Annotated in this window: 15 protein-coding genes; 11 read left to right on the top strand and 4 right to left on the bottom strand. The window is 62.4% G+C overall.

Translation table 11 applies throughout. The features are described from left to right. Positions 1-2: 2 nt before the first annotated feature. From NKH12_RS01685 to NKH12_RS01675, 3 genes are read right to left on the bottom strand one after another with little or no spacing between them, the layout of a single operon-like run. Positions 3-1082 (bottom strand): ATP-binding protein, encoded by a 1080-nt coding sequence (locus tag NKH12_RS01685; protein WP_292508277.1) that lies wholly within the window; start codon positions 1080-1082, stop codon positions 3-5. Positions 1083-1100: 18 nt separating this feature from the next. After that, entirely contained in the window at positions 1101-2543 is a 1443-nt protein-coding gene (locus NKH12_RS01680) for a DUF5691 domain-containing protein (RefSeq protein ID WP_352951591.1), read from the bottom strand. Continuing rightward, positions 2540-3940 (bottom strand): SWIM zinc finger family protein, encoded by a 1401-nt coding sequence (locus tag NKH12_RS01675; RefSeq protein WP_352951590.1) that lies wholly within the window; start codon positions 3938-3940, stop codon positions 2540-2542. Before NKH12_RS01675 ends, NKH12_RS01680 begins: the two co-directional genes overlap by 4 nt. A 459-nt stretch (positions 3941-4399) precedes the next feature. Here NKH12_RS01675 and NKH12_RS01670 point away from each other — a divergent pair, with 459 nt between their 5' ends. From NKH12_RS01670 to NKH12_RS01625, 10 genes are all read left to right on the top strand, one after another. Beyond that, complete coding sequence (locus NKH12_RS01670) at positions 4400-5374, top strand: sugar-binding transcriptional regulator (protein ID WP_128284199.1); 975 nt, start codon at positions 4400-4402, stop codon at positions 5372-5374. 44 nt (positions 5375-5418) lie between these two features. Continuing rightward, positions 5419-6864 carry an ABC transporter substrate-binding protein gene (locus NKH12_RS01665; RefSeq protein WP_352951589.1) on the top strand — a complete coding sequence of 482 codons (1446 nt, stop codon included), beginning with the start codon at positions 5419-5421 and terminating at the stop codon, positions 6862-6864. A gap of 207 nt (positions 6865-7071) precedes the next feature. Then, positions 7072-7995 (top strand): carbohydrate ABC transporter permease, encoded by a 924-nt coding sequence (locus NKH12_RS01660; protein WP_352951588.1) that lies wholly within the window; start codon positions 7072-7074, stop codon positions 7993-7995. Positions 7996-8004: 9 nt separating this feature from the next. Next, positions 8005-8862, top strand: a complete 858-nt coding sequence (locus NKH12_RS01655) for a carbohydrate ABC transporter permease (RefSeq protein ID WP_352951587.1) — start codon at positions 8005-8007, stop codon at positions 8860-8862. 5 nt (positions 8863-8867) lie between these two features. Beyond that, positions 8868-9986 (top strand): ABC transporter ATP-binding protein, encoded by a 1119-nt coding sequence (locus NKH12_RS01650; protein WP_352951586.1) that lies wholly within the window; start codon positions 8868-8870, stop codon positions 9984-9986. Continuing rightward, a complete protein-coding gene (locus tag NKH12_RS01645) occupies positions 9983-11107 on the top strand; it encodes an ABC transporter ATP-binding protein (protein ID WP_352951585.1) in 1125 nt (374 codons plus the stop codon). The genes NKH12_RS01650 and NKH12_RS01645 overlap by 4 nt, the downstream gene beginning before the upstream one ends. After that, a complete protein-coding gene (locus NKH12_RS01640) occupies positions 11107-12660 on the top strand; it encodes an FGGY-family carbohydrate kinase (RefSeq protein WP_352951584.1) in 1554 nt (517 codons plus the stop codon). Before NKH12_RS01645 ends, NKH12_RS01640 begins: the two co-directional genes overlap by 1 nt. A gap of 10 nt (positions 12661-12670) precedes the next feature. Further along, complete coding sequence (locus NKH12_RS01635; protein ID WP_352951583.1) at positions 12671-13711, top strand: 2-hydroxyacid dehydrogenase; 1041 nt, start codon at positions 12671-12673, stop codon at positions 13709-13711. Positions 13712-13760: 49 nt separating this feature from the next. Beyond that, positions 13761-15278: a glycerol-3-phosphate dehydrogenase gene (locus NKH12_RS01630; protein ID WP_352951582.1), complete on the top strand. Its 1518-nt coding sequence runs from the start codon at positions 13761-13763 to the stop codon at positions 15276-15278. Next, positions 15278-16219: a sugar phosphate isomerase/epimerase family protein gene (locus NKH12_RS01625; protein ID WP_352951581.1), complete on the top strand. Its 942-nt coding sequence runs from the start codon at positions 15278-15280 to the stop codon at positions 16217-16219. Before NKH12_RS01630 ends, NKH12_RS01625 begins: the two co-directional genes overlap by 1 nt. Before the next feature lie 326 nt (positions 16220-16545). On the opposite strand, the gene fba is transcribed toward NKH12_RS01625, so the two are convergent. Then, on the bottom strand, positions 16546-17610 hold the full coding sequence (gene fba, locus NKH12_RS01620; protein ID WP_095483847.1) for a class II fructose-bisphosphate aldolase: 1065 nt from the start codon (positions 17608-17610) through the stop codon (positions 16546-16548). A 290-nt stretch (positions 17611-17900) separates the two neighbouring features. On the opposite strand from fba, the gene NKH12_RS01615 reads away from it, so the two are divergent. Then, on the top strand, positions 17901-18668 hold the full coding sequence (locus NKH12_RS01615) for a DeoR/GlpR family DNA-binding transcription regulator (RefSeq protein ID WP_352951580.1): 768 nt from the start codon (positions 17901-17903) through the stop codon (positions 18666-18668). Positions 18669-18843: the final 175 nt, after the last annotated feature.

Genomic DNA, 18843 nt, shown 5'->3' with positions numbered 1-18843 from the left:
GGTCAGATCGCTGCGTTCAGCGCCGCGTAATAGCCGGCATAGTCGGGCCGCTTCTTGAGCACCGTTTCCAGATATTCTTCCAGCACGATCTTGTCCTGTACCGGGTCTTTTACGATCGCGCCGACAAGGCTGGCGGCGAGACCTTCTGCGCCGAGCTTGCCGCTGTCGAACCACGCCGCCTGGCTCAGCCCGCCAACCATCGTCGCGATCGCCTCGGCGGTCGACAGCGAGCCCGAGGGCGTCTTCAGCGTCACCTTGCCGTCGGCGGTCGCACCGGACCGCAATTCACGGAAGATGGTCAATACCCGGGCTATCTCCTCGCCGACATTTTTCGGCACCGGCAGGTCGAGCCCGCCGGCCATCTCATCGACCCGCTTGGAGACGATCGCCACCTCTTCAGCCATGTCTTCCGGCAAGGGCAGTACCACGACATTGAAGCGACGCTTGAGCGCCGAGGAGAGTTCATTCACCCCTTTGTCGCGGTTGTTTGCCGTGGCGATAATATTGAAGCCGCGCTGGGCATAGATCGATGTGTTCAATTCCGGGATCGGCATCATCTTTTCGGAAAGCACGGTGATCAGCGTGTCCTGCACATCGGAGCCCATGCGCGTCAGCTCCTCGAGCCGGCAGAGCTTGCCGGTCTGCATGGCGCGGTAGAGTGGCGTCGGCACCAATGCTTCCTGGCTCGGGCCTTTTGCCAGAAGTTGTGCATAGTTCCAGCCATAGCGGATCTGGTTCTCGTCGGTGCCGGCCGTGCACTGCACGATCAGCGTCGAGTCGCCCATGATGGCGGCGGCGAGATGTTCGGACACCCAGGATTTGGCCGTTCCGGGGACGCCGAGCAGCAACAGCGCGCGGTCGGTGGCGAGCGTTGCCACCGCGGTCTCCATCAGCCTGCGGCGACCGACATATTTTGGTGTTACCGGCGTGCCGTCACCGGCCTTCCCGCCCAGCAGATAGGTCAGCACAGCCTGCGGCGAGAGGCTCCAGCCGGCAGGCTTTTGCCTGTCGTCACCGCGCGCCAGCGCCTGCAATTCAGAGGCATAGGCCTGCTCGACCGGGAGACGGATGGCAGCGTTCATATGAATTCTCCGGATTGATCATGTGTCGGTTCTAGACTGATGTTCGGCCAGCGCCGCGTTGAGACGCAGGATACTGAGTGATGGGGCCGCGGGCGGCATGCCGGCTGCGACGACCTCGTCGATCAATTTTGCTGCTGCGATCGCGGTGGCAAGGAAGCCGATCGTTTCCAGTAAATCGTCTGCCCGGCGCATGGCGTCGTCGTTTCCCGCAACGGCGGAACGCAGCGCCGCAAGAGCCGACCCGTTCGAAAGATCGTTCCATTCCAGCCAACCAGCATCAATGCCTTCCGCCAGATTGATCGCGTTGAGGTAATTCGCTTGCTTGAGGATCAGCCGGACGAGGGCTCGTTGTCTGCGACTGTCCAGGCGCGGCGTCAGGTGCAATACGAGCAGCGCTGGTTTGCCGCCATCGGCGACAAGCGCGTCCGCCATATGCGTCACCGCGACGTCGCTCCCCGAAGCGGCGACCATTCGTGCGATCAGGATGTCGGCATTGTTGTCGGCGCCGAACTGCCAGGCCCCTATGAATTCGGGTTCCGTAGTGCCGAACCGTGCGGCAAGGTCGAACAGATTGCAGGTCTCGAACAATTCGGCGCGACGCTTTTCCTGCGCCGGCGATTTCAACTTCGCCGGCGTGTAGATGCTGCGGCGGCGGATGAAGCCGGATTTGCCTTCGCTGATGAACGCGGCGAGTTCAGCTGCGGGATCATCCGATCCGCCATCGTTTGAACGGCCGTGCTCCCCCAGCCTTGCCAGCAGCCGGCCAGCCAGTTCGCGCACCTTGCCGGACCTGTCGGCGAAGAGGCTTTTAAGGAACGGCGCGTCCTCAGGATTCAGGCCGAAGCGCATGAGTTCGATCAGCGCAAGCCTGACCTCGGCGGGCTCGCCCGATGCCTTGGCCTCGATCAGCAATCGAGCCGAAGTCGGTTCACTGCGGCGCATGTCTGCCAGCGCGATGCGTCGCGCGGCGGGATAGAACTCATCCCAATTTTCCGCCGTCAGTTTCTCTTGCGGGGCATGTCTCTCCCCGTCCACGCTTGCTTGCCAGTCGATCCAGGGAGCGTAGATGTCCGGACTGCTCTGATCGGACGCGACGGACATCCAGTCCATCGGATGAAGGACAAAGCCGCGGCTGGCGACAAGCGTCACCACGCGCGTCTTGCGTCTCGCGTCGGCGGCGTGTTTCAGAGCGGCTCTCAACAGCGGCCGCAACCGCTCCGGCAGCATAGGAAGCGCAAGCCTGGGCAGCGGCGGCCGACGTTTGAGCGTCTTCGGCGCCGCCGGCCGCAGGGCGACGTCGAGCGCTTGTGCTGCGATTGCCAGCAGCCGGCGCTCCTGCTCGTCGGGACTTGCACTGCCGGCGATTGTCTTCCAGGCGGTCGGAGCCAGATCGAAGGTGGCTCCGCCGGTGATCCAGCAATCGCGCATTGTCGCCAGGCCTGTTTGCTCGCTCTCGTTCATGACAGGTCAAGCCTCCCGAACCCGCTTTGCGCCGCCAGGAGGTCAAGCCTGGCGCCATCCCAGAGCGCTGCCGTGGCGGCAAGGTCGAGGCCGAGCAATGTTTGATCGACGGCGCCGGCGATCGGCAAGGCGATCCCTTGCGGATCATCCGCGGCCTGCCACCAGCCTGTGCCGCGGTCGTCGACCAGGATCGCACCAGGCGGCAGCATGAGAGGACAATCGGTAATCCAAGGCGCTGCATCCTGATGGGAAGCATGCGTGGCAAGTGGGTCCTTTGCAGCGCCAAAGCTGAAATCAGGCCACGCGCCGGACATCACTTCACCCATGCGTTCCACCACCTGTGCGCGGAGCGGCTTGCGTGATGGATAGAAGACCAGCCGGGCATCGAAACGATCACCCGGAGCAAAAGCGTTGGACCGGCGCCCGGCAGAAGCCGGAAAATAGTCGAGCAGCACGGCAAATTGCGGGGTAGTGCTCTTCAGATCAAGCAGCCAGGTCGAATGGCTGACGAGACCGTCGCGGCGGCTCTCGATCTTCTCGCCCAGAACTTCCCAGAAGCTTTCGACCTGTCTTGCATCGGGATTGGCCAGAACCTGTTCGCGGGTTTCCGATGTCGATACGAGGCGCTTCAATTCGGGATCATCGGGCGCCGCCCTCCATGCCTTGGCCAGCAGCACAAGCTTGCCAAGCTCACGGATCGCCGCATCCGGTCTTTCTTCGCTGCGCAGCGCCATCAGCCGCGAGGGGATCTCGTCGATGCGACCGGCAAGCGCGGTTGCCTTCATGTCGACCAGCCGCGCGGCAATCCGGCGGCAACGGTCGCTGCTGCCGTCGACAAACCCGGAAAGACCAAGCCGCAACTGGTCGGCGATCCATTGGTCGAGCTCATCGAGCGCCGCCGACACTGCTTGTCGTGTGTCTTCCGCCCGCTTGCGCTGCGCTGCCTCACGACGCTCCACCTCCGCAACGTCTTCCACGGCGGCGCTCTCGTCCGTCCGTACGGCTTCATCGATGCTCTTGGCTGCCGCGCCTTGTGTCGATTGCGCTGGCGGCGGCGTCGTCTTCCTGCGCCGGCCAATCCAGTCATTCACCCATTCCGGTGTCGATTCAGCGGCTGCAAAACTGGCTGGCACGGTGGCGGCAATCCACATCAGGGCCAGCGTGTGCTTGCACGGGAATTTTCGCGACGGGCAGGTGCATTTGTAGCCGTGATCGCCAGTGTCGACCACCACCCGATAAGGATTGGAGCCGGAGCCCTGGCATTCACCCCAGATGAGCGCCTGCTGCTCATTCTGTTCGAGCCGCGGCCAGTTCGATCGCTTGGTCAGCTTGGAGGCAGCGCTCAGCGACGCCTGATCGGGAGCAAGCGCCTCAATGGTCTTCAAATCGAATTCCAAGCCGCGCCCCTCGTGACTCGAACCAAACGCCAGTCGTCAGGATAGATCGCCGTTTGTGAAGAATTATTGTAGCTCTCGCGAAGCGAAGATCGATACGTCTCGATCCTGTTCTAATGTGCCCGAATCCGCCTGATCCGCAAGCGCGGTCTACCGCCATTTCCGCAGGCAGAGGATTTTCAGCAAGACGCGGCGTTTGCCAATTCCAGCTATGCGCTCAGTGTCTGGCGGCGGGGCAGGCCCTGGTGGCCTATGCAACTGGTTCGCTGGAGCGAGCCCTTCAGCCTTTGCCATCGGTTCGACAGGCCCGACACTTCAATGGGCGCAAACCTGCACGATCGCTCTCCAGCGGGCTGAATCTTTTTGGCGTCTTTTTGTGCAATTTGAACTACGCGGCGCTTGACTCCGGCGGCGGCTTGTGAAAAATTTTGCACCAACTGATAAAAATATCTTAGGGCGGAAATGGTTGGTTTTGGAAACGGCCTCCTGCGCGACGATGAAACCAGTATGGCGACGCGTGCCGCCTGGCTTCATTATGCTGGCGGCCTGACCCAGTCGGAGGTCGCCAAGCGGCTTGGCCTGACCAGCCTCAAGGCGCATCGCCTCATCACCAAGGCCAATCAGGAAGGGTTGGTCAAAGTCTATATCGACGGCGAAGTGTCGGAATGCGTCGCGCTTGAAGACGATTTGTCCAGCCGCTACGGCCTCGACTATTGCGAGGTCGTTCCCGACTTCGATGGCGAAGACCTGCCGCTCAAGGCGCTTGGCATTGCCGGCGCGCAGTTCCTCAAGCGTGAGATCGAACGCGGCGAGGATACGCTGATCGGCGTCGGTCATGGCCGCACGCTCGCCGCCTGCGTCGAATACCTGCCGCGCATATCGGCCGAAAAGACCCGTTTCGTTTCCCTGCTTGGCGGCCTGACGCGCAAGTTCTCGGCCAATCCGCACGACGTCATTCACCGTCTGGCCGAACGGACCGGCGCGGAAGCCTATGTGATGCCGGTGCCGATGTTCGCCAACACGGTCGAGGATCGAACCGTGCTGCTCGGGCAGAAGGGCATCAGCGAGGTCTTCGATCTCGGAAAGGCCGCCGACCTGCTCATTGCCGGTATCGGCACTGCCGAGCGCGAGGCGTCGCTGGTCGCCACCGGCATGATCGAGAAGGGCGAAATGGAAGAGATCCGCCGCAAGGGCGGCGTTGGCGAACTGCTCGGCCATTTCTTCGACGATGCTGGAAAAGCGGTCGAGACGACGCTTTCCAACCGGGCGCTGGCGCTGGCGCGCGAAGACATCAGCAATCGCAGGATTGTCGCCGTTGCCGGCGGCAAGGTGAAGGTTCGTGCCATCAAATCGGTATTGGAGGGCCGCTATCTCAAGGGCTTGGTCACCGATGAGCGGACGGCGCGATCACTCGTGGAGCAGACGCCGGTCGGGTAGCCGGCAACCATTCGATTGAAACTACCCTGTGGAGGAGAAGACAAATGCATGAGAAAGAGAAAGACCTGATCGATGCGTTCCTGCGCGGACAAGTCGATCGTCGTGGGCTGATCAAGGGCCTTGGCGCAATGGGCCTTGCCGCCGGCACCGCCGGCACGCTGCTCAATCTTGGGCAGACACGTGCGCTGGCGGCGGATTTCGACTGGCAGGCGCACAAGGGCAAGACCATCAAGCTCTTGCTCAACAAGCATCCCTACGCGGATGCGATGATCGCCAACCTCGACAACTTCAAGAAGTTGACCGGCATGGAAGTCGTCTATGACGTGTTTCCGGAAGACGTCTATTTCGACAAGGTCACCGCTGCGCTGTCGGCCAGTTCGCCCGAATACGATGCCTTCATGACCGGCGCCTACATGACCTGGACCTATGGCCCGGCCGGCTGGATCACCGACCTCAATGAGTGGATCAAGGATCCGACCAAGACCAACGTGAACTATGCCTGGGACGACTTCCTGCCCGGTGTCAGGAAGTCCTGCGCCTGGAACGGCCAGCCGGGCGGCGTGCTCGGCTCCGACGACGCCAAGCAGTGGTGCATTCCGTGGGGCTTCGAACAGAACAACATCACCTACAATAAGGGTATGTTTGACAAGGTCGGCGTCAGCGTTCCCGGCAATATGGACGAGATGGTCGCTACGGCGGCGAAGCTCACCAAGGATGTTGGTGGTGGCGTCTACGGCATCGGCGTGCGCGGGTCGCGCTCCTGGGCGACGATCCATCCCGGCTTCCTGTCGGCCTACGCCAACTTTGACCAGAAGGACCTGAATGTCTCGGCCGACGGCAAATTGTCGGCCGCGATGAACACTGCCGAATCCAAGGCCTTCCACAAGCAGTGGGTCCAGATGATCCAGGAGAGCGGCCCCAAGGACTGGTCGACCTACACCTGGTATCAGGTCGGCACCGACCTTGGCGCCGGCGCCTCGGCGATGATCTTCGACGCCGACATTCTCGGCTACTTCATGAACGGCGGCGACAACAAGATGGCAGGCAAGCTCGCCTTCTCCGCCTTCAAGGCCAATCCCGCCGCCAAAGCTCCGACGCCCAATATCTGGATCTGGTCGCTGTCGATGTCCAATTTCTCGAAGGACAAGGACGCTACCTGGTACTTCATGCAATGGGCATCCGGGCCCGAGCATGCGTTGTTCGGTGCGACCAAGATGGACTTCGTCAATCCGGTCCGTCAGTCGGTCTGGAACGACCAGATGTTCCGCGAAAAGCTGAACAAGAGCTATCCGGGCTATGTCGAGATGTTCGACGTCTCGGCGCCGGGCGCCAGCATCAAGTTCACCCCGCAGCCGCTGTTCTTTGATCTCACCACCGAATGGGCGGCGACGCTGCAGAAGATGGTGGCTAAGGAAGTGCCGGTCGACGAAGGCCTTGACATGCTGGCCACCAGCGTCGACGGCCAGCTCAAGGAAGCCGGGCTCGGCTAAAGTCCCGGCGAACGGCTGGCCCGCTTCTGTGGGCCAGCCAGCCATTCCACTGCGAAGCGGCGCCTGGAGCATCGGACCCAAAAGTGGAAACCGGTTTTGGGGAAATCCGATGCTCAAACACTGGCGGTGCCGCCACTCGCCCAACCGGCCGCCTTGCTCCCGGGGCGGCCGGCAGGGCGAAGCAACAGAGATGACGGGTGAGCCACGATGACTGCGGTGACAATGCAAAGAAAAAGGCCTTCCGGCTTCAGGATCAGCAAGAAAGTGCTGCCTTATGTGCTCAGCCTGCCGGCCTTGCTCGTCTGCATCGGTATCCTGATCCCGTTCTTCACATCGGTCGTCTATTCGTTCCAGCGCTACCGGCTGAGCCAGCCCTGGGCGCGGCAGTTCAACTGGGGCGACAACTATATCTCCTTTTTCACTGACCCGAGGTTCTGGAACACGCTGGAGATATCGCTGCTCTATGCCGGTATCACCGTCCTGCTCGAATTGCTTCTCGGTCTCGGCATCGCCATGCTGCTGCAGAAGCGCTCGACGCTGAACAATTTCATCTCGATCATGCTGTTGATGCCGCTGATGACGGCGCCGGCGCTTGCCGCGCTGATGTGGAAGCTGATGACCAATCCCGGCTTTGGCGTGCTGAGCTATCTCGCCAGCCTGATCGGACTGCAGGATTTCCGCTGGGCCTCGTCTCCGTCGACCGCGCTTTTCACGGTCGTTCTTGTCGACATCTGGGTCTACACGCCCTTCATCATGATCCTGCTGCTTGCCGGGCTGCGCAGCCTGCCGACGCAGCCATTCGAGGCGGCAGCACTCGATGGCGTGCCGAGGAGTTTCGTGTTCTTCCGCATCACCTTGCCGATGCTGACGCCGTATATTCTCACAGCGACGCTGTTCCGCCTGCTGGATTCCATCCAGCAGTTCGACATCATCTATGCCATGACCCAGGGCGGTCCGGGCGATACGCTGACTGTCTTCCAGGTCGAGGCCTACCTCAACTTCTTCCAGTCGACCAATGTCGGCCGCTCGGCAGCGCTGATGATCATCCTGTGGGCGATCACCTATTTCCTCTCCAACATCTTCATCAAGAACTGGCTGCGCCTGCGCGAACGCGCCCGCGGCCAGGCATAGGAGGCTGAGATGGAGCACACCTCGCTTCTCGAACGCATCCTGCGCGGCGTAGCGCTTACGCTGGTCGTGATCTTCTTCATGTTTCCGATCGCCTGGATCCTCATGATGTCGTTCCAGACCAACGAGACCATCCTGCGGATTCCGCCGCAGCTTGTCTTCAAGCCGACGCTGGCCAACTACACCGCGCTGATCACCGGAAAGCTGACGACGGCAGCCGGCACGCTCGACATCGCCTTCATGCGCAACCTCTGGAATTCGGTGTTCCTGTCGGTCACCTCGGTCGCCGTCGCCCTGTTGCTCGGTGTTCCGGCGGCTTACGCCTTTGCACGGCATAAGTTTCGCGGCTCGGAGGACATCGCCTTCACGCTGCTGTCGTTTCGGTTCGCGCCGGCGCTGCTGGTGCTCCTGCCGCTCACCCTCTATTTCCAGAAGCTTGGACTGGCCAACACCTATATCGGGCTGATCTGGGTATACCAGCTGATCTGCCTGCCGCTGATCCTATGGATCGTGCGCGGCTATTTCGAGGACATCCCGGCCGACATCGAATACGCCTATCGCATTGCCGGTCATTCCTGGTTCGCCACCTTCCGCAAGATCGCGCTGCCTCTCGCCGGCCCGGGCATTGCGGCTGCCGGCCTGCTCGCTTTCATCTTCGCCTGGAACAATTTTGTCTTTGCCCTCGTGCTCGCCTCGGCCGACAAGCAGCCGGTGACGGTCGGCGCGCTGGCCTTCATCACCTCCTCCGGCATCCAGTATGGCCAGATCTCGGCGGCGATCGTGCTGTCGATCACGCCGACGCTGGCGCTCGCCCTCTATGCACAGCGCTATCTCGTCGAAGGCCTGTCGCTCGGCGCGGTAAAGGGATAGTTCTCATGGCCAGCCTCGAACTGCGAAATGTCGTCAAGCGCTACAAGAGCCAGACTGTCCTCGACAATCTGTCGCTGACTGTCGCCGACGGCGAAACCCTGGTCCTGTTCGGACCGTCCGGCGCCGGCAAGACGGTGTTGCTGCGGCTCGTCGCCGGCGTTATCGACCCCGATGAGGGAAATATATTCATCGGCGGCGAGGACATGACCGACCTCGATGCCGAGTTCCGCGGCGTCGGCATGGCGTTCCAGAATTTCGCACTGTTTCCCCACATGACCGCGTTCGACAATATCGCCACGCCGCTCCAGGCCAAGCGCTCGTCGCAGAGCGCGATCAAGGCGGGCGTCGAGAGCGTCGCCAAGCTGCTGAAGATTGGTCACGTGCTCAGCCATAAGCCACGGGCGCTGTCCAACGGCCAGAAGCAGCGCACCGCGCTCGCCCGCGCTCTGGTCGGCTCGCCGCCGGTGCTTCTGCTCGACGACCCCTTGCGCAACGTCGATGCCAAACTGCGTTTCGAAATGCGGCTCGAACTGCCGAGGCTGCTGGCCGACCGTGGCGCGACCGTCGTTTACGTCACCCAGGATTATAAGGAAGCAATGGCGCTCGGCGATCGCATCGCGGTGATGTCGCAAGGTGTCATCAAGCAGCTCGGCACGCCCGAGCAGATCTATCGTGAGCCGGCAAACATCGAGATCGCGCGGCTGTTCGGTGATCCGACCATCAACCTGCTCGACGTCAAGCCGTCGCGCGACGCCAAGGGCATCTATGTCGGCCTGTCGAATGTCCAGGTCCATCTGACGGGCGCCTATGACGCGACGGTCGGCCGCGACTGCGTGATCGGCTTGCGGCCGGAAGCGCTGAGCTTCGTCGACGAAGGCACGCCCGCTGCCATACCGGTGACGGTCGAGGCTGAGACGCCGCTCAACGAAAAGATCGTCACGCTGGTGCGCACCGTGCGCGGCCGTGAAATCCTGGTCTCCCGGCCGGCCGGAACACCGGGTCAGAGCGAGGGCAGGGCCCACATCGCCGTCGACGGCAAAAGCGCGCTCTTGTTCGATCGTGCCAGTGGCGACCGTATAGGCTCGAAGAACGTCGTCAATTTGCGCAGCGGAGAAGCGGCATGAGCCAGAGCGCACTCACCATTTCCGGCGTCGACAAGTTCTACGGTCCGATCGACAGGGGCGTGCACGCCGTCCAGAACCTGACGATGGAAATCGGCAGGGGCGAGATCGTCGCCTTGCTCGGCTCGTCCGGCTGCGGCAAGACCTCGACATTGCGCATGATCGCCGGCTTCGAGGAAGTCTCGCGCGGCACCATCTCGGTTGCCGGCCGCAAGGTGCACACGCTGCCTCCGGTCAAGCGCAATGTGGCGATGGCGTTCGAGGGCTATTCGCTCTATCCGCCGCTGACCGTGCGCGAGAACATGGCGTTTGCGCTGAAGGCGGCCAAGCTGCGGAAAAGCGACGTCGATGCGAAGGTTGCCAGCATCGCCAAGCTGCTCGAGATCGAGGACATTCTGGAGCGGTATCCAAGCTCCATCTCCGGCGGCCAGCAGCAGCGCGCCAGCCTCGGCCGGGCGCTGATCCGCGAGGCAGATCTGCATCTGCTGGACGAACCGATGGGCCAGCTCGAACCGCAGCTTCGCGCCGTGCTGCGCGGCCGCATCAAGCACTTCATCAAGGAGCGCGGGCTGACCGCGATCCTGGTCACCCACGACCAGACCGAGGCCAATGCATTGGCCGACCGGATCGCGGTCATGGAAGGCGGCGTGCTGCAACAGTTCGACACGCCCGACATGCTCAAGCAGCGGCCGGCAAACCTGTTCACCGGCACCTTCGTTGGCGAGCCGCCGATGAATGTCTTCGAGGCCTATGTCGGCACGGCTGCAGACAAGATCAATCTGCGGCTGCCCGATGGGCTTTCACTCGACTATGACAAGGACGCGTTCAGCGGCTCGGTTCGCGACGAATTGCTCAAACGGGAGCGGGTCGTCATCGGTATCAGGCCCTATGCGGTTCGCCGTTCTAAGGACGGCGTGCCGGCCACGGTATCGGCCAACCAATGGCTCGGCGATCAGACGCATATCGCGGCGGATTTCGCCGGCGGTTCGCTGGTCCTGGTCGAGCATGACCGGACCCGGCTGGAGCTTGGCGCGCCGATCAATATCAGCATCGATCCGAAAAACCTGCACGTCTTCGATCAGTCCAGCGGCATGGCCATTTCGCACGGCATGGAGCTTGCCTGATGCGGGATGTGCTGATCGGCATCGACGCCGGCACGTCTGTCATCAAGTCCGTCGCCTTCGACACGGCGGGCCGGCAGCTCGCGGCCGCGGCGGTGCCGAACCGGTATGAGACCTTGCCGGGCGGCGGCGCCGAGCAGGATCTGGCGCGCACCTGGGCCGATACCGCGACCACCTTGCGCCAGCTTGCCGACAAGGTGCCGGACCTTGCCAGCCGCACCATTGCCATCGCCGTGACCGGGCAGGGCGATGGCACCTGGCTGATCGACAAGGAGGGTGAGCCGGTCGCGAAGGGCTGGCTGTGGCTCGACGCGCGCGCTGCCGCGATCGTCGAGGAGATCCGCGCGCGGCCCGATGACCGGCTCCGTTTCGAAAAGACCGGCAGCGGGTTGGCCGCCTGTCAGCAGGGGCCGCAGCTTGCCTTCATGAAGCGCAACATGCCCGAAATGCTTGGCAAGGCGGCGACGGCGTTCCACTGCAAGGACTGGCTCTATTTCAGGCTGACCGGGGAACGCGCCACCGATCCGTCCGAGGGCACCTTCACCTTTGGCGACTTCCGCACTCGTGGCTATTGCGACGATGTGCTTGAGGTGCTCGGCGTTACCGATCTCAGGCATCTGCTGCCGCCGATCGTCGACGGCACAAGACATAGCGCCGGCCTCTCGGCGGCTGCTGCGGAAGCGACCGGGCTGCTTTCCGGTACGCCGGTCGTGCTGGCCTATGTCGACGTGGCCTGCACCGCGCTCGGCGCCGGCCTGCTCGACCGAGAGCGCAAGCCAGGCTGCTCCATCATAGGTTCCACCGGCATGCATATGCGGCTTGCGCAGACGCCGGACGAGGTGCTGCTCAACGAGGCCAGGACCGGCTATACGATGACGATGCCGGTGCCCGGCGTCTTTGCGCAGATGCAGTCGAACATGGCGGCGACACTCAACATCGATTGGGTCCTTAGCCTCGCCTCCGGCATACTTGCCTCGCAGGGCATTACGCGCACCAACGGCGAGATGATCGCGCTGGTGGATCAGTGGATATCCGTATCCGAGCCGGCATCGCTGCTCTATCAGCCCTATGTGTCGGAGGCCGGCGAGCGCGGGCCGTTCGTCGATGCCAATGCCAGGGCCGGCTTCGTCGGGATTTCGTCGCGGCATGGCTATGCTGACATGGTCCGCGCGGTTTTCGAGGGCCTGGCCTTCGCATCGCGCGACTGCTATGCCGCCATGGGGCCGCTGCCGAGCGAGATCCGGCTGACCGGCGGTGCGGCCAGAAGCCCGGCTCTGCGCAAGATCCTGGGTGCTGTCGTCGGCGCCGCCATTCGCACCAGCCAACGCGAGGAAGCCGGTGCTGCGGGCGCCGCGATGATCGCTGCGGTCTGCGTCAGCCAATACAAGTCGATGGACGAATGCGTCGGCGAATGGGTCACGCCGCTGCTTGGCGCGGCGGAGCCGAGCGACCCAAAACTTGCCGTGATCTATGAGCGGACGGTTCCGTCCTACACGTTGGCGCACGAGGCGCTGCGGCCGGTCTGGCGGTCGATGGCCGCATCCAGGGCAAACTGAGAAGTCGAGCATGCGTAAGAAGATTGCAATCATTGGCGACCGCTTCATGCTTCCCGAAGTGTTTCGCGAGAAAATCGAGAAGGCCTGCGGCGACAATCTCGACATTCGCACCCTTGAGGCGGCCTGGCCCGATGAGCCGATGGAATTCGGCAATGCGGCGCTCGGCCTCGACAAGGTCAAGGAGTATTTTGGCGACCCGGACGAGGTGGTCGATTTCATCGGCGACGCCGAGATATTAGTCACCCAGCTTGCGCCGCTCTCCGAGACCATGATGCAGCGTCTGCCGGCGCTGAAGCTGGTTGCGGTCTCGCGCGGCGGCCCGATCAACATCGACATGGCCGCCGCCAAGGCCCACGGCATCACCGTCGTCAATGTGCCCGGCCGCAATGCGAGTGCGGTGGCCGAGTTCACCATCGGTGCCATCCTTGCCGAGACGCGGCTGATCCGGGTCGGGCACGAAGCCTTGCGCAAGGGGGAATGGCGCGGCGATCTTTACCGGGCCGATCGCACTGGCCGCGAGCTCAACGAAATGGCCGTCGGCGTCATCGGCTATGGCAACATCGGCACCCGACTGGTCCGCCTTTTGCGCGCCTTCGGCTGCCGAATCCTGGTCTCCGACCCCTATGTGCAGTTGAGCGCCGAAGACCGCAATGCCGGCGTTGAACTGGTCGCACTCAACGATCTCCTGTCCCGCTCGGATGTGGTCACGCTTCATTCCCGAGTAACCGAAGAGACCCGCGGGCTGATCAACAAGGACACCATCGCCCGAATGAAGCCGGGGGTGATCTTCGTCAACACGGCGCGCGGGCCGCTGGTCGACTACGACGCGCTTTACGATGCGCTCGCCTCAGGCCATATCGGCAGCGCGATGCTGGAGACCTTCGCGATCGAGCCGGTGCCTGCAGACTGGCCGCTGCTGCAGCTTGCGAACGTCACGCTGACACCGCATATCGCCGGCGCATCGGTGCGCACGGTGACCTATGCCGCAGAGCAGGCCGCCGAAGAGGTGCGCCGCTTTATCGCCGGGCTCCCACCGGTCAACCCATGCTGAAGGTCGCGGTAGCCATGAAACACAATCCAGGCACCGAGGACCCGGCGAGATGAGCGGCGCCACTGAAATCGTCGACCTGTTCGTTATCGGCGGCGGTGTCAACGGCGCCGGCATCGCGCGCGACGCAGCCGGCCGCGGCCTTTCCGTCATTCTGTGCGAAAAAGACGATCTTGCCGAAGGCACCAGCTCGAGATCGGGAAAGCTCGTCCATGGCGGCCTGCGCTATCTCGAATATTACGAGTTCCGGCTGGTGCGCGAGGCGCTGATCGAGCGCGAAGTGCTGCTTGAATCGGCGCCGCACATCATCTGGCCGATGCGCTTCGTGCTGCCACACAGTCCTGACGACCGGCCGGCCTGGCTGGTCCGGCTCGGCCTATTCCTCTACGATCATCTCGGCGGCCGCAAGCGGCTGCCGGCCACCCGCACGCTCGACCTGCGCACCGCGCCCGAAGGTGCGCCGATCAAGGACGCGTTCAAGCGCGGGTTCGAATATTCCGACTGCTGGGTCGACGACGCCCGTCTCGTCATCATCAATGCACTCGACGCAGCGGAACGTGGAGCCAAGGTCTTTACCCGGACCGCCTGCACCGCCGCCCGCCGTGAAAATGGCCTATGGTCGGTGGAGATGCGCGACGGCCGAACCGGCGTCAGGACAACGGTTCGGGCACGGGCGCTGATCAACGCCGCCGGTCCCTGGGTCAACGACATCATCAACCGCGTGGCCGGCCAGAACTCCAAACGGAATGTACGCTTGGTCAAGGGCAGCCACATCGTCGTGCCGAAATTCTGGGAAGGGCGGCAGGCCTATCTCGTCCAGAACAGCGACAAGCGCGTGATCTTCATCAACCCTTACCAGAACGATCTGGCGCTGATCGGTACCACCGATATCCCCTATGACGGGCGGCCGGAAGACGTAACGGCTGATAGCAGCGAGATCGACTACCTGATCAAAATCGTCAACCGCTACTTCAAGCGCGAACTTGCCCGCGACGATGTCATCTACTCGTTTTCCGGCGTCCGGCCGCTCTATGACGACAACGCCGACAACCCCAGCGCGGTAACGCGCGACTATATTTTCGAGCTCGACGCATCGGCCGGGCAGGCGCCGCTGCTCTCCGTCTTCGGCGGCAAGATCACCACCTTCCGCAAATTGGCCGAGCACGCGCTGGATAGGATCGCCCCGTTCTTTCCGAAAATGGACACGCCATGGACATCGAAAGGGCATCTGCCGGGTGGCGATATCGCCAATGCCGACTTCGAGCAGTTTCTCGGCGATCTCGGCCGCGAATATCCCTGGATGCCGGCATCGCTGGTCAAGCACTATGGCCGGCTCTATGGCACCAGGACGCGCGTTCTGGTCGGTGCGGCCAAGTCGCTCGCCGATCTGGGGCGGCGCTTCGGCAAGGATTTTTTCGAACGCGAAGCCAATTATCTGTTCGAGCATGAATGGGCGCTGACCGCTGCCGATATTCTCGAACGGCGCACCAAGCATGGGCTGCATCTGTCCGCCGCAGAAAGAGCCGCCTTCGAGGACTGGTGCGCGAGCCGGCTGGTGAAAGCAAGCTGATGGCCTTTACGCTTTCTCTCAACACCAATCCGCTGGTCAACCGTTTCGCCGAACCGGACGATCTGATCGATGCGATCGCTTACAACATCGGCATCCGGGACGTGCAGCTCACGCATGAATTCGTCAATCCCGGCTGGCCGGCGGCGACGATCTCGAAATTCATCCGCCTGTTCCGCAACGCGCTCGACCGCACCGGCGTGCGCGTGACGTCGGGGATGACCGGCCCTTATGGACGGCTCAACCATTTCGGCCATCCGGACGCCGATGTGCGCCGCTACTATGTCGATTGGTTCAAGACCTTTGCCGACATTTCGGCCGAGCTCGGCGCGACCGGTATGGGGACCCAGTTCGCTATCTTCACGCACAGGGATTTCGACGATCCCGAGCGTCGCGCGCGGCTTTTCGACATCGCGCTGGAATGCTGGCGCGAGGTTGCCGAGCACGCCAAGGCGGCCGGATTAACCTATCTGTTTTGGGAGCCTATGTCGGTCGGCCGCGAATTCGGCCATACGATCGAGAGCTGCCGAGCCCTGCACAACCAGATCGAAGCGGCCGGCATGGCCATCCCGTTGAAGATGATGGTCGATATCGACCATGGCGACGTCACCTCGAGCAACCCGGCCGACATCGACCCCTATGCCTGGGCCGAAGCCTTTCCCAAGATATCGCCGATCATCCACGTCAAGCAGTCGTCGATGAACAAGGGCGGCCATTGGCCGTTCATCGCCGCCTACAACAAGGACGGCCGCATCACGCCGGAAAAATTGTTGGCGACGGTTCGCCGCGGCGGCGGCGTCGACAACGAGATCTGCCTCGAACTGTCGTTCCGCGAGCGCGAGCCTGTCGACCATCAGGTCGTCGCCATGATCCGCGAGTCGGTCGATTATTGGGCGCCGTTTATCGAGACCGGCAGGGCGGCGATTTTGCCGCGAACAGGTTAGGCTGGTGCGGCTCCTGCCAGGGCAATCGCTTCAGGTTTGAAGCCGTCCTCGACCCGAATTATCCAACGTTCGCGCTGCCCCTCACCTGCCTGCCGGCATCCTCTCCCCGTATAGGGACGGGGAGAGGGGCGCTGTCGTCGCGGGTTTCGCCAATCGCCGGCGCAGCAAGAAGAGCGCCGACGTTGCGGCCAGCCCCTTCTCCCCGTCACTATACGGGGAGAAGTGCCCGGCAGGGCGATGAGGGGCAGCGCCGACCGACAATTGGCGTCTCAAGCACGGGTTAGAAGCCGAAGCGATTACCCTGTGCTCCTGCCTGCCTTAACACGTCAGCCGAATTTCGGGTCGAGACTGCCCGACTTGTAGCGCTTGGCCATTTCCGAGACCGGCAGCGGCTTGATCTTGGGGGCGTTGCCGGCGGTGCCGAACTGCTCGAAGCGCTCCTTGCACAGCTTCCTCATGGCGGCCATTGCCGGCGTCAGGTACTTGCGCGGATCGAACTCGCTCGGGTTCTCGGTCAGCACTTTGCGGATCGCGCCGGTCAGCGCCATGCGGTTGTCGGTGTCGATGTTGATCTTGCGCACGCCGTGCTTGATGCCGCGCTGGATCTCCTCGACCGGCACGCCCCAAGTCGGCTTCATCTGGCCGCCATATTTGTTGATGATCTCCTGCAGCTCTTCCGGCACCGAGGACGAGCCGTGCATGACGAGATGCATGTTCGGCAGACGGCGGTGGATCTCCTCAATCACGTTCATCGCCAGAACAGCGCCGTCCGGCTTGCGCGAGAATTTATAGGCGCCGTGGCTGGTACCCATGGCGACGGCCAGCGCATCGACATGCGTGTCCTTGACGAACTGCACCGCCTGCTCCGGATCGGTCAGCAACTGGTCGTGGCTGACGGCGCCCTCGACGCCGTGGCCGTCTTCCTGTTCGCCGCCGCCCATCTCCAGGGAGCCGAGAACGCCGATCTCGCCTTCCACCGAAACGCCGCCCCAATGCGCCATATCGACGACGCGCCGCGTGATACCGGAATTATAATCGTAATCGGCCGGCGTCTTGCCGTCTTCCTTCAGCGATCCGTCCATCATCACCGAGGTGAAGCCATACTGGATCGCGGTCACGCAGGTCGCTTCGTTGTTGCCGTGGTCGAGATGCATGCAGACCGGGATATCGGGATGGATTTCGACCAGAGCGTCGATCAGCTTGGCCAGCACGACATCGTTGGCATAGGCCCGCGCCCCGCGGCTCGCCTGCAGAATGACCGGCGATTTGGTCTCTTCGGCGGCCTCCATGATGGCGAGGCCCTGTTCCATATTGTTCATGTTGAACGCAGGCACGCCATAACCGTGTTCTGCGGCATGGTCGAGCAATTGTCTCAATGTGATGCGAGCCACCCAATAGTCTCCCGTATTTCGTTTCAAGCCTATGGTTGCGAGCCGTCCGGTCGTCGTTCAGCCCATTGATGCTTCTGGCCGGAATTCCAGAGAACCGCAACCTTTGGCCAAGGCGCTGGGAGCAATTCTTGTTACAGGACAGCAATCAGAAGCGAGCAATATCCCAAATAAACGTAACATCATCACAAAAAGATATCGCATCTATGCGATTTGCTCTGTTATAATGGCTTGGCTCGCCGTTTTCCGCCACGGCGGTTCACAGCGAGCCGGATTCAGGAACAGGCTGGACAATGAAGAGCGACGGCCGGCGGCAAGGCATCATGGATTTTCTGATGGAGACTGGCACGGCCAGTGTCGATGACCTTGCCTCGCGCTTTGGCGTATCGAGGATGACCGTGCATCGCGACCTCGACGAGCTCGAGGAAAGCGGCTTCCTGCGCAAGGTGCGCGGCGGCGCCTCGATTCAGCCGAGCGGCCTTTTCGAGAGCGATTTCCGCTACCGTCAGAAGCAGGCCGGTGAGGAGAAGCAGCGCCTGGCGGCTGCTGCCGTGGCGATGATCGAACCGGGCCAGACGGTGATCATCGACGACGGCTCGACGGCCGGCGGCATTGCGCGCCACCTTGCGGATCTCCGCCCGCTTACGGTGATCTCCAACAATCTGGCTGTCATCCAGGATCTGGCGGGCGTTGGCGGCATCACCCTGATCGCGCTCGGTGGCCAGTACAGCAAGAAGTTTCACGGTTTCTTCGGCCTGCTTGCCGAGGACACGTTGAGATCGTTGCGCGCCGATGTGGCCTTCCTGTCGTCGTCGGCCATCCACGGCGCTTCCGCCTTCCACCAGGACCAGGAAGTGGTCCACACCAAGCGGCTGATGATGGCGGCCGCCGCGCGTAAATATCTGCTGGTCGATCACGGCAAGTTCGGCCGCACGGCCCTGCATTTCCTGACCGATCTCAAGGCGTTCGACACCGTCTTCACCGGTTGTGAACTGGGACCGCAGATGCGCGAGGCGTTGGATGGCGCCGGTGTTTCGCTAACACTAGCCGAGAAGGACTAGACCATGATCCCGAAAAGTGGGAACCGGTTTTCGGAAAAGATCATAGTCAAAGAAGAAGATAGAATCCCATCCCGCTACGCGCAGGGCTGTCCGGGGAAAGTTTTGAGTGAATCGAAATGCCACATGTGCATGCCCCGTAAAACGGGTTTTGTCCGTCTTCTCTCTGGTTGTCGAG

The organism is Mesorhizobium sp. M1322 (assembly GCF_040318085.1).
Classification (GTDB): Bacteria; Pseudomonadota; Alphaproteobacteria; order Rhizobiales; family Rhizobiaceae; genus Mesorhizobium.
Note: the sequence above shows the minus strand (reverse complement) of the source record. Positions and strands in the feature narration are given on the sequence as shown.